The organism is Sphingobacterium corticibacterium, assembly GCF_004208525.1.
In the GTDB taxonomy this organism is placed as follows: Bacteria; Bacteroidota; Bacteroidia; order Sphingobacteriales; family Sphingobacteriaceae; genus Sphingobacterium; species Sphingobacterium corticibacterium.
Window position 1 is genome coordinate 126594 of the sequence record NZ_SGIT01000005.1, and the last position, 14845, is coordinate 141438.

15 protein-coding genes are annotated in these 14845 nt (G+C 40.3%); 8 read left to right on the top strand and 7 right to left on the bottom strand.

Annotation, left to right across the window (positions count from 1 at the left end; all coding sequences use genetic code 11):
- The first annotated feature begins 132 nt into the window (after nucleotides 1-132).
- Nucleotides 133-1683, top strand: coding sequence for an FMN-binding glutamate synthase family protein (locus EWE74_RS19025; RefSeq protein WP_130143249.1), 1551 nt, complete (start codon nucleotides 133-135; stop codon nucleotides 1681-1683).
- 21 nt (nucleotides 1684-1704) lie between these two features.
- Here the strand turns inward: EWE74_RS19025 and EWE74_RS19030 are convergent, their stop codons facing one another.
- The gene (locus EWE74_RS19030) at nucleotides 1705-2145 is read right to left on the bottom strand and encodes a MarR family winged helix-turn-helix transcriptional regulator (protein ID WP_130143250.1); all 441 of its coding nucleotides are present in this window, start codon (nucleotides 2143-2145) and stop codon (nucleotides 1705-1707) included.
- 215 nt (nucleotides 2146-2360) lie between these two features.
- Here EWE74_RS19030 and EWE74_RS19035 point away from each other — a divergent pair, with 215 nt between their 5' ends.
- Entirely contained in the window at nucleotides 2361-2744 is a 384-nt protein-coding gene (locus EWE74_RS19035; RefSeq protein ID WP_130143251.1) for a hypothetical protein, read from the top strand.
- 53 nt (nucleotides 2745-2797) lie between these two features.
- Here EWE74_RS19035 and EWE74_RS19040 read toward each other — a convergent pair whose 3' ends face one another.
- On the bottom strand, nucleotides 2798-3571 hold the full coding sequence (locus EWE74_RS19040) for an amidohydrolase (protein ID WP_130143350.1): 774 nt from the start codon (nucleotides 3569-3571) through the stop codon (nucleotides 2798-2800).
- A gap of 92 nt (nucleotides 3572-3663) precedes the next feature.
- The gene (locus EWE74_RS19045; protein ID WP_130143252.1) at nucleotides 3664-4641 is read right to left on the bottom strand and encodes a polyprenyl synthetase family protein; all 978 of its coding nucleotides are present in this window, start codon (nucleotides 4639-4641) and stop codon (nucleotides 3664-3666) included.
- Nucleotides 4642-4650: 9 nt separating this feature from the next.
- Between EWE74_RS19045 and EWE74_RS19050 the strand changes: the two genes are divergently transcribed.
- Entirely contained in the window at nucleotides 4651-5859 is a 1209-nt protein-coding gene (locus tag EWE74_RS19050; protein WP_239018722.1) for a glycosyltransferase family 4 protein, read from the top strand.
- Nucleotides 5856-6188 carry an iron-sulfur cluster assembly protein gene (locus tag EWE74_RS19055; protein ID WP_130143253.1) on the top strand — a complete coding sequence of 111 codons (333 nt, stop codon included), beginning with the start codon at nucleotides 5856-5858 and terminating at the stop codon, nucleotides 6186-6188. The genes EWE74_RS19050 and EWE74_RS19055 overlap by 4 nt, the downstream gene beginning before the upstream one ends.
- Here EWE74_RS19055 and EWE74_RS19060 read toward each other — a convergent pair.
- Together EWE74_RS19060 and EWE74_RS19065 are read right to left on the bottom strand one after the other, a co-directional pair.
- Nucleotides 6185-7435: a cation:proton antiporter gene (locus tag EWE74_RS19060; protein ID WP_130143254.1), complete on the bottom strand. Its 1251-nt coding sequence runs from the start codon at nucleotides 7433-7435 to the stop codon at nucleotides 6185-6187. The genes EWE74_RS19055 and EWE74_RS19060 overlap by 4 nt on opposite strands.
- Before the next feature lie 4 nt (nucleotides 7436-7439).
- Entirely contained in the window at nucleotides 7440-7919 is a 480-nt protein-coding gene (locus EWE74_RS19065) for a cation:proton antiporter regulatory subunit (RefSeq protein WP_130143255.1), read from the bottom strand.
- Nucleotides 7920-8150: 231 nt separating this feature from the next.
- On the opposite strand from EWE74_RS19065, the gene recJ reads away from it, so the two are divergent.
- The 4 genes from recJ to EWE74_RS19085 are packed head-to-tail and all read left to right on the top strand — an operon-like array spanning nucleotide 8151 to nucleotide 13273.
- Nucleotides 8151-9845, top strand: coding sequence for a single-stranded-DNA-specific exonuclease RecJ (recJ, locus tag EWE74_RS19070; protein ID WP_130143256.1), 1695 nt, complete (start codon nucleotides 8151-8153; stop codon nucleotides 9843-9845).
- Between the two features lie 35 nt (nucleotides 9846-9880).
- Entirely contained in the window at nucleotides 9881-10615 is a 735-nt protein-coding gene (gene lptB / locus EWE74_RS19075) for an LPS export ABC transporter ATP-binding protein (RefSeq protein WP_105717006.1), read from the top strand.
- Nucleotides 10616-10640: 25 nt separating this feature from the next.
- Complete coding sequence (locus EWE74_RS19080) at nucleotides 10641-12155, top strand: GH3 auxin-responsive promoter family protein (protein ID WP_130143257.1); 1515 nt, start codon at nucleotides 10641-10643, stop codon at nucleotides 12153-12155.
- A gap of 50 nt (nucleotides 12156-12205) precedes the next feature.
- Entirely contained in the window at nucleotides 12206-13273 is a 1068-nt protein-coding gene (locus tag EWE74_RS19085) for a branched-chain amino acid aminotransferase (protein ID WP_130143258.1), read from the top strand.
- Nucleotides 13274-13300: 27 nt separating this feature from the next.
- On the opposite strand, the gene miaA is transcribed toward EWE74_RS19085, so the two are convergent.
- A complete protein-coding gene (gene miaA / locus EWE74_RS19090) occupies nucleotides 13301-14203 on the bottom strand; it encodes a tRNA (adenosine(37)-N6)-dimethylallyltransferase MiaA (protein ID WP_130143259.1) in 903 nt (300 codons plus the stop codon).
- A complete protein-coding gene (locus EWE74_RS19095; protein WP_130143260.1) occupies nucleotides 14203-14790 on the bottom strand; it encodes an IS1096 element passenger TnpR family protein in 588 nt (195 codons plus the stop codon). The genes miaA and EWE74_RS19095 overlap by 1 nt, the downstream gene beginning before the upstream one ends.
- Between the last annotated feature and the right edge of the window lie 55 nt (nucleotides 14791-14845).

A 14845-nucleotide genomic window follows, 5' to 3' on the forward strand; every position in this document is an offset into this window, starting at 1 on the left:
ACCTGCTTGTTTTTTCACTTTCATCTAATAACTTTCTAATTTTGTATATAACTGTGAGGACATGGTTATTAATGGCTCGCGGTTTGCTAGTCATAAGGGTGTTACGCAATGTAAAATATATCATATAAAAATATGGCAGTTAGAAAACTTATTCTGTTAACGATAGTTGTCATCAATCTCGTCATCTTCTCTTTTGGTGTTGTCTTCACACCACGCTGGTTTTGGTTACTTATCATTCCTTTCCCATTAATGATATTAGCTTTCTACAACAGCTATCAAAGTAGACACGCGATTTTACGCAATTATCCTATTTTAGGTTATTTCCGGTTTTTCTTTGAAAGCATCCGTCCAGAGATGCGACAATATTTTTGGGAGTCCGATACAGATGGACGTCCGTTTAATCGCCGACAGCGCTCTATCGTGTATCAACGTTCTAAAAATGAACGAGAAACGGTAGCCTTCGGAATGCAGTCTGATCCACAAGCTGCAGGCAATGAGTGGGTCGCCCATTCTGTCTTTCCTTGCCATATCGAAAACCATAACTTGCGAACAGCCGTCGGCAATCATTTTTGCAAACAACCTTATAGTCTCAGTGTATTCAATATCTCTGCTATGAGCTATGGTGCGTTAAGTAAAACAGCTATTACTGCCCTCAATAAGGGAGCAGCTTTACAAAATTTTGCACACAATACAGGAGAAGGGGGAATTAGCCCGTATCATATCAACGGAGCAGATTTAATTTGGCAGGTAGGTACAGGATATTTCGGTTGTCGTAACGAAATGGGCATGTTTGATTCTGAATTATTTGCAGAAAAGGCGAATCGTCCTTATGTAAAAATGATTGAACTAAAATTGTCACAAGGCGCAAAACCTGGTCACGGAGGGATATTGCCTGCAGCAAAAAACACACCCGAAGTAGCTGCTATTCGTCATGTAATTCCCGGGACAGATGTAATGTCACCTCCGGCACATAGCGCTTTCAACTCCCCCGAGGGCATGATACATTTCATCCAGCAATTACGCGAGCTATCAGGATATAAACCTGTCGGTTTTAAACTATGTGTGGGAGACAAACAAGAGTTTATCGACATCTGTCATGCGATGTTAACCACACAGATATTTCCTGACTTTATTTCCATTGACGGCTCAGAGGGGGGAACAGGCGCTGCTCCACTGGAATTTACAGACAACTTAGGTATGCCTTTATATGATGCATTGTCTTTCGTCACAACTACACTTATCAAATTCGGTTTAAAGAAACATATAAAATTGATCGTTTCGGGCCGTATTGTTACCGGTTTTGATTTATTAAAAGTTATTTCTTTAGGTGCAGATGCATGTTACAGTGCCAGAGGAATGATGTTTGCATTAGGTTGTATCCAAGCATTAAAATGCAACGAAGACGTATGTCCTGTCGGTGTGGCAACCCAGCGTCCTCACCTATATAAAGCTCTTGATGTGGAAGATAAATATATACGGGTAGCACAGTTTCACCGTAACACGTTACGTGCTACAGTAGAAATTATGGAAGCTTGTGGATTTAAAACATTGGACGAAGTCTCCGCAGATAAATTTTTCCGCAAGGTCGACAGTGTAACCACCTTGAGTTTTCAAGAAATCTACTTTAAAGATACCGGAAAGCTGGTCAATAGCCACAGTGCATTTCAAACGGAGGAAATATAATAATTAATTTCCCTTACCATTTTACGACAAATTACTGTACAAAACATCTAGTGTGTTACGTGCTTTTACCATATCTTCTCTGGTCACGCCTTCCAACGCTTGGTCGATAGTTCTTTTTGCTTGGCGCAAACAGGCTTCCTTCATTTGGCGCCCTTGTTTTGTTAAGAAAATGAGATTCGTACGCTTATCTTCTTTGTCGTTGACACGAATCACCAATTTAAGCTTTTCGAGATTATTGATTAGACGAGATACACTCGGTTTATCACGAAAAGTTAAACAAGCAAGTTCTTGCTGGGTTCGTCCTTCCTCCATCCATAAATAATATAAGAGAGACCATTGCTCCGAGGTAATATTTACGCCCTCTTCCTTTAGATTTCGTTGTAAGCGTCTACCCAAGGCAGCGTAAGCTTTTCCTGTTAAGAAAGAAAAAAATTCGTCCGTATCTTCAAAATTGTCATTCATATCGGATAATATTGGGTTAGAATAATTGTATATACAAACAAACCAAAAAACTAAATACAATGCAAATAAAATCTAATATTTCCTCTATAAAATAGCCTTTGATGGCAGAGGAAAGCAAAATAGAATTTATTTTATATGCAGACGCGATTATATTGCATATAAAATAAATTTATTTAGGTTTGACTTTTTTCTAAAATTTAATTAAATTTACCCTTATGGAGAACTTCTTACCTGCATTGTTGATTATCGGTGGTATCATTTATAAAATTTACACGGAATATCAGAAAGAGCAAGAGAAAGCACGTCGACGTATGCCGCAGGTACCACCACCAACGCCTCCTGTAACATACGAACAACAACCGAAACCTATTGTCATTGAACCGACAACATTCATTCCAATTCCCACAAAAAAAGCAGAGCGCTTACGCGACATTCCGAAAGAAGTGAAAAAGACAACCGATGGAAGACTTGCCGAAGTGAATCGTAAGAAAGCAGCGATGAAAGTCGTTCCCGAAATCGAAGAAGAAGAAGATGTTGTACCTTTCGACTTACGTCAGGCTGTGATACAATCTGCCATATTAAACAGACCCTATCAATAATTAAACAAACCCTTATCAGTAGATTTTTTCTTCTAAAAGACTTGCAAGAGATATTACATGGAAAAATCATCTGCATCAGCTAGGAACGGAAATTGCTCCCGGGCTTTAATCAAATCAGTTGGATTTAACGTAAACGTATACAAATCTTCATCTTCGGGCTTATAGTAGACTACATCTCCATTAGGGGAAATGCACATTGAACCACCCGAATAATAGATTTCGTTACCGTCGTACCCCACACGATTTACACCGATTACAAAGGATTGATTCTCAATAGCGCGTGCCGGAATGAGTGCTCGCCAATGTGCAGAACGTTTATCTGGCCAGCAAGCGGTATAGACTAGTAAATCGTAAGCGTTTCCTAAATTTCGAGACCAAACGGGGAAACGTAAATCGTAACATACCATAGGACACACCCGCCAACCTTTAAGATTTAAAACAATACGGGAATTTCCGGGCGTAAAAACTTTGTCTTCTTCTGCCATCCCAAATAAATGGCGCTTGTCGTAATGTACAAAACTTCCATCGGAAGACATCCACACGAAACGGTTATAATAATGTCCATTTTCCTCAATAATCAGTGTCCCCGCAACAACACAATTATAAGCTTTAGCGTGTTCATACATCCAATGCATCGTTGGACCATCCATTTTTTCCGCGCACTTTTCAACGTTAATGGTAAAGCCGGTATTAAACATTTCTGGCAGGAGAATCAAATCTGTTTTTTCCTTCAACGCAGATAGCCGCAATGATAAATTATTTAAATTTTTCTCTACATTCTCCCAAAACAAGTATGCTTGAAATATCGTTATCTTAACCGGTTCCATATCTGCCATGCGCAACTTAATATTTTTGTTATATTGATGTTTTGACAATTTACTAAAAAACTAGAGTTTTATCAATTTTTAACCGCAAAAGGTTACTGTACTCGATGCATCAGCGCGTCCGAAAGAGAAAAAAGAGCTTCCTTTTTATCTGCTTCCACTTGAATTTCCGTTAGTTTTTCGTAAGCAATAGTCGTAAATTTTTCTTTCTGATATATAGCTAACGTCTGAATATCATATTTAGCGTATAAGCCGATCATTTTATCTACTTTTTCCGGTTCGCTATCGATATTCTGTTTAAGCAAATATTCCAATTCTTCCTGATCTGTTGGAGAAATAAGTTCTTGCAGTTTTACAAAAAGAATTGTCTTTTTATTCGACAGTATATCACCGCCTATCTGCTTACCAAAACTTTTGGGATTTCCATATACATCCAATATATCGTCTTGCAATTGGAAAGCAATTCCTAAGTTTACGCCAAAGTCGTAAAGCAATGTTTGTGATCGTTCATCTGCGCCCGCGACAATAGCGCCCATTTGCAATGCACAACCAAGCAATACAGATGTTTTCAGTCGTATCATGTCGATATACGCTGTTTCGCTTACTTGTGCTCGTTCTTCAAAATCCATATCGAATTGTTGTCCTTCACAAACCTCTAATGACGTGGTGTTGAAAAGATGAAGCAACGCGGGGATCTTGTCTATAGGGCATTTCGCTAGTTCTTGATACGCTTTAATTAGCAATGCATCACCCGATAGTATAGCCACATTATCGTTCCATTTTTGATGTACAGTAGGCTTTCCTCTCCGTAAAGGGGCAACATCCATTATATCATCATGAATTAAGGAAAAATTGTGAAAAAACTCTATGGCGGCACTTGCAGGCAAGGCTTGCTCGACAACAGAAGAATCAAAAAGCTCTGCTCCCATCAATACCAATAGTGGGCGTATCCGCTTACCTGATAAAGACAATATATAGCGAATTGGATCGTATAAATGTTGCGGGGTATGCGGGAAATCAGCTTTCTCTAAATAATTCTGAAAAGCTTTTGCGTGTACTGACTCTTGGAACATAGCTAAAAAATGATACGCGAAGATAAGGATAAAATGGGAAATAGTATCTTTGTGAAAATCCTATGTTCTATGCGTATTCTTGTTATTCATAATTTCTATCAACATGCAGGAGGCGAAGATACTGTTTTTCGACAGGAAGTCGAGGAATTAGAAAAAGAACATGTTGTAAAAACACTAACCTTTCAGAATAAAAAAGGCTGGCGTGGGCTACTACAATTTCTCGCCTACCCTTGGAATATCTATGCCATTCGAAAAGTGAAAGAAAGCATCAAAAGCTTTGCTCCAGACATTGTGCACATTCACAATCTATATTATGCAACGGGGCCTGCCATCATTAGAACCATAAAAAAGAAACAGATTCCGGTGGTCATGACGCTTCATAACTTCAGGTTACTTTGTCCATCCGCAACACTATTTTTTCGAGGCAAACTGTACGTAGATAGTATCTCGAAAAATTTCCCGTGGAAAGGAATCAAACTGGGAATATTGGATAACTCTCGTGTCAAAACATTTTGGACAACATTGACTCATTTTATACATTGGAAAATAGGAACCTGGCAGTCCATTGACAGCTTCATAACACTTACCGATTTTTCCAAAGACCTGTTTTTATCTTCTGGCAAAAAATTTATTCCAAAACAGTTTATCGTTAAACCTAACTTTGTAGACCTCTCCATAAATAGTCTGCATACAGGTAATTACTATTTATTTATCGGCAGATTATCTGCGGAAAAAGGAATTATACCGTTAATAGCGGCTATAAAAGAAAGTGATAAAATATTAAAGATTGTGGGTGACGGCCCTCTTACAAAAAATGTCAGCGATATAATCAAAAACTGCAATAACATAGAACTTCTGGGGCAAAAAAATAAGCAAGAAACGATACAGATATTAGCAAACAGCAAAGCGTTAATAGTACCGTCGGTATGTTATGAAGGGGCGGTTCCGTTGACAATTATCGAAGGAATGGCTACCCACACTCCGGTTTTAGCAAGTAATCTCGGTGCTATTCCTGATGTGATTATCCCAGATAAAACAGGCTGGTTATTTGATCCCTATCAAATGGAAAGCTTATTATCCGCCATTCAGAAATTTGAAAATTCGGATAAAAAAGACGACATTGTCAGAAATGCGTATACACTATATGAAGAAAAATTCACAAAGGCTCCTGTCATGAATCAGTTGACAGATCTTTATCATAAAATCACAAAAACATGAGCAATATCATCATCATGGATAGGTTGAATCTGGCAACTGCCATACAGGAACAACTAGAGACCGTATATGATCCTGAACTTAAACCAGCGAATATCTTGGATTTAGGTTTGGTATATGAGATTATCACAAAAGAAGACGGTATAGCGAAGATTGTCATGACACTAACTGCTCCGGGATGTCCTGTTGCAGGTGAGATCATGGAAGAAGTACAACGAAAAGTAGCGGCTGTCCCAGGTGTTAAGGAGGCCCTTGTGGAACTCACATTCGACCCACCCTGGACAAAAGACATGATGAGCGAGGAGGCTAAATTAGAGCTAGGTTTTCTTTAAGAAGAAGACTTTCCCGCTGATTTTTCCAGCTGTTCTAATGTCTTTTTCTGTTTTAAAGGAGGGGCGTCTTTTCCGAACAAGGCAGTCCATAATGTACGGGATTCTTTGGTCAGTAAAGGCGATACGATAGATAAGATAAGCACATAAACTACTACAAAAGATTGTAGAATGGGGAGCAAGCCCCCTGCTTTTCCAATATTCGCCATAATAATAGAAAATTCTCCCCTTGCAGAAAGCGTAAACCCTATGTCAAATGAAGCTTTGGGTTTTCTGCCCGAAAATCTGGCAGCGAAATACCCCGACGCCACATTGCAAATGATAGTAATAGCCGCTGCCAATGTAGCCCAACCTACAGCTCCTCCTAAAGTATACATGTCAATAGATAATCCGAAACTAAAAAAGAACATCGCTCCGAAGAAATCACGATAGGGCGCGATCACCCCTTCAATCTTCTTAATATAACGGGAATCAGCAAACACCAACCCAGCCATCAACGCTCCGATTGCTTCCGCAACATGTATCGTTTCTGAAAATCCCGCAATGATAAACAACAAACTGAATATGATTAAGATAAATAGCTCGGGCGATTTATCCTGTAAAAGCCGATCAATGGCCGGAACAAGCTTCCGTCCTAATATCAAAAACGTCAAAATAAAACCTAGGGCTAGCAGGGATGTTCCCAGCACCGACCAAAAGGAAGTTCCTCCGGTCAGAATCAATCCCGAGAGGAAAGAGATATGCATGGCGATAAAAAGATCGTCAAACATAATCATCCCCATAATTATCTCCGTTTCGGGATTCGCTGTCCGTTTCAAATCGGTCAGCACTTTCGCAACAATTGCCGTCGATGAACTAGTCATGACACCACATAGCACCATCATTTCCTTAAAAGGAAGATCCATGAGCCATCCTATCAGGACACCCGAGATAAAATTAAGAAAAACATAAACTATGCCCCCCGTAACAATGGATTTTCCGGATCGCATTAACCGTCCTACAGAAAACTCCAATCCTAGATAAAACAAGAGGAAAAGTACCCCCAATCGCCCCATGAAATCGATAAACGGCTTACTCTCTGTAAACGTGAAGTCGATATATCCAATTTGAGGCGCGTGTTCGCCAACTACCATACCAATTATTATAAAAAATGGAATCACCGAAAAACGCAATTTATTGGCCAACAAACCAACAATGGCGACTAACAATACGGCAATACCAACTTCTAATACCAAGGTATGTGATAGCATAGGATTAAATTAGGATTTCTTTTAATTGTTTAATATTCGTTTTCTTTCCAGCGACTACCAGTGTTGTTCCCGGTGTAATCACATAGTCTGGTCCCGGATTAATGATCGTATCTTCTTCCTTAATGGCAGCAATAATCGATGCTCCGGTACGTTGCCGAACGCCCAATTCCCCGATACTTTTGTCAACACCATCACTAGAAACCCCTACTTTATACCATTCAATCCGTAAATCGTCCAACGCAACTTCCATAGTTTCCAACGCTTTGGGCTTATAAGACAACCCTCCGATGATACCCGCCACCTGACGGGATTCCTCATCAGAAAGCGTCATAACACAATGCGTTTCACTGTCATCTCCCTCCGAACGATAAAGTTCGCGTTTACCATCGTCGTGGATAACAACCACCATGTTATCACCGGCTTCCGTCTCAATTTGGTACTTCTTACCTATACCAATCAAGTCGCTTTCTCTAACTATTGACATAGCAAAAAAATTAAATACAACGTTCGTATTCTTCTTAGAACACCTGTTTCAAACAAAACTAACAAAAATATTTAGAGAGTTCGGAAAAGCTTTTAACAAAAAGGATTCTCGATATCTTTTTTATTTATTATAACATCATAAGTCACAACCTCTTTTATGCCTAACAAGGCCACCTATTAGGTAAACCCGTTTACAAAATGTATATTTACACGTTAATACAACGGCAACAATATGCAAAAAAGATGGGTGGTTAAGCCAAAAAACAATGTTCAAAAAACCAACAAACTACGTGATGAGTTGGGTATAAACGCTGTAATAGCCGAACTACTTCTCAACCGTGATATTGAAACCTATCAACAGGCCAAGCATTTTTTTCGTCCAAACTTCGATCTGTTGCACGATCCGTTTTTAATGAGAGATATGGACAAAGCCATATCGCGAATTGAAAGAGCAATCGGCAACAAGGAGAAGATATTAATATACGGCGATTATGATGTCGATGGTACCACTGCCGTTTCTGTTGTCTATAGTTTTTTTCGTGATTTTCATTCGGGTTTGGAGTTTTATATCCCCGATCGGTACTTGGAAGGATACGGAATTTCTTTTAAAGGAATTGACTACGCCGCAGAAAATGGTTTTTCTTTAATTATTGCTTTGGATTGTGGTATCAAGGCGATTGAAAAAGTCAAATATGCCCACAGCAAAGGCATTGATTTCATTATCGGGGATCATCATCTTCCAGGCAACACCATTCCGGATGCAGTAGCTGTATTAGATCCTAAACGTAGCGATTGCCTCTATCCTTATAAAGAGCTATCGGGCTGCGGTATCGGTTTTAAATTAATCCAAGCCTTCGTCCAAAAAAACGATATGGATATGCAGCTTGCGTATCAATATCTGGACCTGGTAGCCGTGAGTATTGCATCAGACATCGTACCGATTACTGGAGAAAATCGGGTACTCACTTATTTTGGACTCAAAAAATTAAATACCAATCCAAATTGTGGGCTCCAAGCACTCATCAATCTCTCTTCCAATAAAAGCGGGCATTTTTCTGTAGGAGATATCGTTTTCCAGATTGGCCCGCGTATTAATGCTGCGGGACGCATCGAACATGCTAAAGATGCTGTAAAACTATTGATTTCAAAATCGTTGGCGGAAGCCGAAGCGTATTCGACGACAGTTGATGATCAGAATACGGTACGCAAGGGCTTTGATCTTAAAATAACGGAGGAAGCGTTGGATATCCTTGATAACAACGAGGTATTAAAACAACGCAAGTCAACTGTACTTTTCAAAGCCGATTGGCACAAAGGCGTGATCGGTATTGTGGCTTCGCGTTTAACAGAAAAATACTACCGTCCTACCGTTATACTTACTCAAACCAATGGACACATTGCCGGTTCGGCACGATCCGTATTAGGTTTTGACCTTTACGAAGCATTGAGCGAATGTGCCGATTTGTTAGACCAATACGGCGGCCATAAATACGCAGCGGGTCTCACGATGCGCTTGGAAAATGTACCGGCGTTTCAAGAAAAATTCGAAGCGGTAGTACAGAACAGTATTAAGCCCGAGATGCTCCAGCAGGAAGTGCTCATAGAAACGGAACTAAATCTTAACGACATCGATCCTAAATTTTGCCGTTTATTAAAGCAATTTGAACCTTTTGGCCCACAAAATGAAGCACCTATTCTTCTCACGCGCAAAATACAGGGATCGGGATATATCGTGGGCACCAATCATATCAAAATAGTGGTAAAACAAGACGATTCGGTATCGTTCGATTGTATAGGTTTCGGTTTAGCGGAACACATAGACTATATTAATGCAGGCCATAAATTTGATATCTGCTATACGATAGAAGAGAATAATTGGCGGGGTAAAAAGAATTTGCAATTAAATATCAAAGCAATACGATATTAAAATATATTTGTGTATAAAACGGTTTAAAGCAGTAGATGATTTTAAAGGCAGAACATTTAATCAAGAAATATAAACAACGGACGGTTGTCAATGATGTGTCTTTTCACGTTGAACAAGGCGAAATTGTCGGATTGCTGGGCCCTAACGGGGCTGGAAAAACAACGTCGTTTTACATGATTGTTGGTTTAATTAAACCAAACGACGGTCATGTTTTTCTAGACGACCAGGAAATCACACAAGATGCTATGTTTCAGCGTGCGCAAAAAGGGATTGGGTATCTAGCACAAGAAGCATCTGTATTCCGAAAGCTATCGGTAGAAAACAATATTTTGGCTGTTTTAGAAATACATTATAAAAATAAAGAGGAACGTCTCGAGAAACTGGAAGAACTATTGACAGAATTCAGTTTGCATAGGGTTCGAAAGAACCGTGGAGATCTTTTATCAGGAGGAGAAAGGCGCCGCACGGAGATCGCTAGGGCATTAGCGGCAAACCCACATTTTATTTTATTGGATGAACCGTTTGCCGGCGTAGACCCTATCGCCGTGGAAGAGATACAAACAATAGTCTCTAAACTCAAGCGGAAAAACATTGGTGTACTGATTACCGACCACAATGTACAGGAGACATTGTCCATCACCGATAGAGCCTATCTGTTGACGGAAGGAAAGATTATGCTTACGGGGACTCCAGAAGAAATTGCAGATAATGAATTAGCACGAAAATTCTATTTGGGACGTCATTTTGAATTGAGAAGAAAAAAACTATAAAACTAGCTAATAGGATCCTTTATACATGGCATTACTAAATTCTCTCTTCACATGGATTATGAAAAAGCGCATTCATCAGATTGAGCTTTTCATGAAATATCCCCATGATGTGCAGGAAGAATGGTTTCAAAGTTTAATTTCCACGGCAGAAGCGACCGAGTGGGGAAAAAAATACGACTACAACAGCATCCTTACACCAGAAGAATATAAAGATCGTGTTCCGATCCAAGACTACGATGATATTAAAGGGTATGTGGACCGCATGATCAAAGGGGAACAAAACTTAGTATGGCCTTCCGATATCAAATGGTTTGCAAAATCATCAGGCACCACTTCGGATCGGTCTAAGTTTATCCCCGTGAGTATGGAGGCGCTAGAAGACTGCCACTATCAAGGCGGGAAAGATATGCTGTCTATTTATTGCCACAACAAACCAGAAAATAAAGTCTTTACAGGTAAATCGGTTGTGATCGGCGGATCCTCTCAAATCAATAACTTCAGTCCGGATTCGTATTATGGCGATTTGTCTTCCATTTTAATACGTAATCTGCCGTTCTGGGCAGAATTTAAGCGCACACCTAATTTGGAAGTGACCTTAAATCCGAATTTTGAAGAAAAAATTGAACAAATTGCACAGATTACCATTAAGGAGAACGTCACCAGCCTCGCCGGTGTTCCAACTTGGAATATCGTCATGGCTAAGCGGATATTAGAAATTACAGGCAAAAGCAATCTTTTGGAAGTATGGCCCAATTTGGAGTTTTATGGGCATGGCGGCGTAAGCTTTAAACCATACCGGGATTTATTCAAACAACTGATACCTTCGGATAACATGTATTACCTCGAAAACTATAACGCTTCCGAGGGATATTTTGGTTTGCAGGACCAATCGGACTCCGAAGACCTCTTACTCATGTTGGATTACGGCATTTATTATGAGTTTCTCCCCATGGAGCACGCATTGGAAGAGCATCCCAAAACGTTGCGATTAGACGAAGTAGAAATTGGAAAGAATTACGCCTTGATCATATCAACGAACGCCGGTTTATGGCGTTATAAGATCGGAGATACCATCAAATTCACTTCTTTATCACCTTATCGTTTTCAAATATCCGGACGCACGAAACACTACATCAATACTTTTGGCGAAGAGCTTATCGTAGATAATGCAGAACACGCGTTGCAGATAGCTTGTCGTGCAACGGAAGCTATTATCCGTGATTATACCGCTGGTCCTGTTTACTTCAGAAACGGGGAGGCTGGTGCGCATGAATGGATTATCGAATTTGAAAAACAGCCCAACGATTTTCAAACGTTCTGCGATACATTAGATAATACACTGCGGGAAATCAATTCCGACTACGACGCCAAGCGTTTCAAGGATCTGGCATTAGCTTACCCCATTGTTCACCAAGCAGAACAGGATACCTTTTATAAGTGGATGAAAAGCCGTGGGAAACTTGGAGGCCAAAACAAGGTCCCTCGTCTGGCGAATGAAAGAACCTATCTTGACGCGTTGTTGAAAATAATCAATACTTAATTATATTCGTACTTTTTTCCTAAATTGCACACATTAAAAATTTTAATGTGATGAGCGATACGAATACCTATTCCATTCGCGTAGAGCCAACGAAAGAATCAAGACTCTCGCAAGTAGATTTCAGCAATTTGAAGTTTGGTGCTATCATGTCTGACCACATGTTAGTCGCCACATATGATGACGGTGCGTGGCAAGATGTAGCTGTCGTCCCTTATGGAGACTTTACGGTCAATCCATCGATGTCTGCCTTGCATTATGGTCAAGCTATTTTTGAAGGAATTAAAGGTTACAAATTTGCCGATGGAACAGTAAGTATATTCCGTCCGGATAAAAACTGGGAACGTTTCAACAAATCTGCAAAACGCCTTCAGATGCCGGAAGTTCCGGAGGGAATTTTTATGGACGGCCTGAAAACACTATTGGATGTGGATCGCAGCTGGGTACCATCACAGGAAGGTACATCCTTATATATCCGTCCGTTTATGTTTGCAACCGAAGGCGCACTGGGTGTGCATCCCTCTAAATCGTATACATTTGCTATTATCACTTGTCCGGTAGGTGCCTATTACAGTAAACCAATCAGCTTAAAAGTGGAAACGTATTACACACGTGCTGCAGAAGGTGGTGTTGGATTTTCGAAAAATGCAGGAAATTATGCCCTGTCGCTATATCCTACCCAATTGGCAAACGACGAGGGGTATGACCAAATTATGTGGACAGATGCCAATGAGCATAAATATGTAGAAGAAGCGGGTACAGCCAATTTGATTTTCCGTATCGGCGATACGATTATCACACCACATGGTGATACAATCTTACATGGTGTTACCCGCCGCACAATCATGGAGCTCGCCGAAAAATGGGGATACAAAGCAGAACAACGTAAAGTTTCCGTACAAGAATTGACTGACGGCATTAAGGATGGTCGCGTATCAGAGGCTTTTGCTGCCGGAACCGCTGCGACAGTCACGCATATCTCCAGAATTGGTTATGAAGGGCAAGACTACGAGTTGCCGCCGGTAGAAGGAAGAGAGTTTTCTAACAAAGTATTGGATTATTTAAATCAACTTCGATACGGTAAGATAAATGATCCTTTTGGATGGAATTTTATCATCTAACGATCTTTTTTAAGGTAGGGTTGAACCCTACCTTAAAAAAGATAAAATCCCTTTCCAATCATCAGGTTCAAACCATACCGTATTCCCATATTTTTTGAACCAAGTAATCTGCCTTTTTGCATAACGCCGGGAATTCTGTTTAATACGGAAAATAGCTTCCTCCAGTGTAATTTCCCCATCAATAAAATCAAATATCTCCGCGTAACCAACTGTCAATAATGCCGGTTTGTTCCGATAGGATAGCAGCGAGCGCACTTCATTTACCAATCCCTTTTCTATCATCATGTCCACACGTAGATTGATGCGATCGTATAGCATTTGCCGATCCATATTCAATCCAACGGTTATGATCTCAAACGGACGTTCAACCATTTCCCGTACACGGTAGGATGAGAAGGGTTTCCCTGTTGCTTCGTACACTTCCAACGCACGAATGACGCGCTGCGGATTATGTATATCCGCGTGGTGATAATAATCGGGATCAACTTCTTTAAGTTTCTGTTGCAATGACTCCAGTCCCTTCCGTTCAAAAATACCATTCAAACGTTCGCGTACCACAGCTGGAGCTTTTGGCAAATCATCCAACCCTTCACAGACCGCGCGTACAAACAGCCCAGATCCACCTACCATCACAACCACATCATGCTTTTCAAATAGGGTATCCAACAAGGATAATGCATCTCTTTCAAAATCCCCCGCCGAATATTCTTCCTCGATTGTATGGGAATCAATAAAGTGATGTTTCGCTTCCGTAAGCTCATTGACATCCGGCTTTGCCGTGCCAATAGACATCTCCTTATAGAATTGCCTGGAATCTGCAGAAATAATTTCGGTTTTAAAATGTTTGGCCAGTGCAATACCCATAGTGGTCTTTCCTACCGCGGTAGGCCCGACGACTACGATTAATCTCTTTGTGTGACCACCTGCCATCAATATTCATCTTCCGCACCACTGGTCCCTTCTCCTTCTTCTCCTCCACCTTCGTCTTCGCCGTCAAATAAATCGAAGTCTTCATCTTCATCAACGCCGTATTCTGTGTCATCTGTCGGTAAATCTTCTTCCTCATCGTCCTCATCATCGGCTGTCGATAACGGAAAATTCGCAGCGGCAACTTGCTTGGGCACCGTTCCGACCGTCTTAGATACCAATGGGTATTCCTTACCATCTTCCTCTTTTAAAATTTTAATCAGCTCCACATGAAAGTCATAAGGACGGTCAAAGTTATAGACATAATAAAATTTTTGGTGTGGATCGTCGATAAACTTACTCAAACGAATACCCTCCATTTCCAGCACACCGTTACTCTGTTTTCTTTCCGTAGGCAGAAAAGCAATCTCTGTCCCTTTTTTCCACTGATCATTACTCACATAAAATGACGAAGAAACATCTGGAGTGTAGCCGGTAGCGTTATGGATAGCCTGATGCAATTCTAAAAATGTAGCTTTCGAAGGCATATCTATTTCCCGATATACATCCTCATAATCCTCAAAAGTTACTCGAAATCTGTAAATAGCCATTCTTAATCGTATCGTTTAGTTTATCGTTTATACAAAGGTTAAAATTACAATAATT

What these genes read in the sequence shown, in the direction of transcription:
- EWE74_RS19080 (WP_130143257.1), top strand. Translation starts at nt 10,641, where the DNA reads ATGGCATTACTAAATTCTCTCTTCACATGGATTATGAAAAAGCGCATT.
- EWE74_RS19040 (WP_130143350.1), bottom strand. Translation starts at nt 3,571, where the DNA reads ATGGAACCGGTTAAGATAACGATATTTCAAGCATACTTGTTTTGGGAG.
- EWE74_RS19035 (WP_130143251.1), top strand. Translation starts at nt 2,361, where the DNA reads ATGGAGAACTTCTTACCTGCATTGTTGATTATCGGTGGTATCATTTAT.
- EWE74_RS19050 (WP_239018722.1), top strand. Translation starts at nt 4,651, where the DNA reads ATGATACGCGAAGATAAGGATAAAATGGGAAATAGTATCTTTGTGAAA.
- EWE74_RS19085 (WP_130143258.1), top strand. Translation starts at nt 12,206, where the DNA reads ATGAGCGATACGAATACCTATTCCATTCGCGTAGAGCCAACGAAAGAA.
- recJ (WP_130143256.1), top strand. Translation starts at nt 8,151, where the DNA reads ATGCAAAAAAGATGGGTGGTTAAGCCAAAAAACAATGTTCAAAAAACC.
- EWE74_RS19030 (WP_130143250.1), bottom strand. Translation starts at nt 2,145, where the DNA reads ATGAATGACAATTTTGAAGATACGGACGAATTTTTTTCTTTCTTAACA.
- miaA (WP_130143259.1), bottom strand. Translation starts at nt 14,203, where the DNA reads ATGGCAGGTGGTCACACAAAGAGATTAATCGTAGTCGTCGGGCCTACC.
- EWE74_RS19095 (WP_130143260.1), bottom strand. Translation starts at nt 14,790, where the DNA reads ATGGCTATTTACAGATTTCGAGTAACTTTTGAGGATTATGAGGATGTA.
- EWE74_RS19025 (WP_130143249.1), top strand. Translation starts at nt 133, where the DNA reads ATGGCAGTTAGAAAACTTATTCTGTTAACGATAGTTGTCATCAATCTC.
- EWE74_RS19045 (WP_130143252.1), bottom strand. Translation starts at nt 4,641, where the DNA reads ATGTTCCAAGAGTCAGTACACGCAAAAGCTTTTCAGAATTATTTAGAG.
- EWE74_RS19060 (WP_130143254.1), bottom strand. Translation starts at nt 7,435, where the DNA reads ATGCTATCACATACCTTGGTATTAGAAGTTGGTATTGCCGTATTGTTA.
- lptB (WP_105717006.1), top strand. Translation starts at nt 9,881, where the DNA reads ATGATTTTAAAGGCAGAACATTTAATCAAGAAATATAAACAACGGACG.
- EWE74_RS19055 (WP_130143253.1), top strand. Translation starts at nt 5,856, where the DNA reads ATGAGCAATATCATCATCATGGATAGGTTGAATCTGGCAACTGCCATA.
- EWE74_RS19065 (WP_130143255.1), bottom strand. Translation starts at nt 7,919, where the DNA reads ATGTCAATAGTTAGAGAAAGCGACTTGATTGGTATAGGTAAGAAGTAC.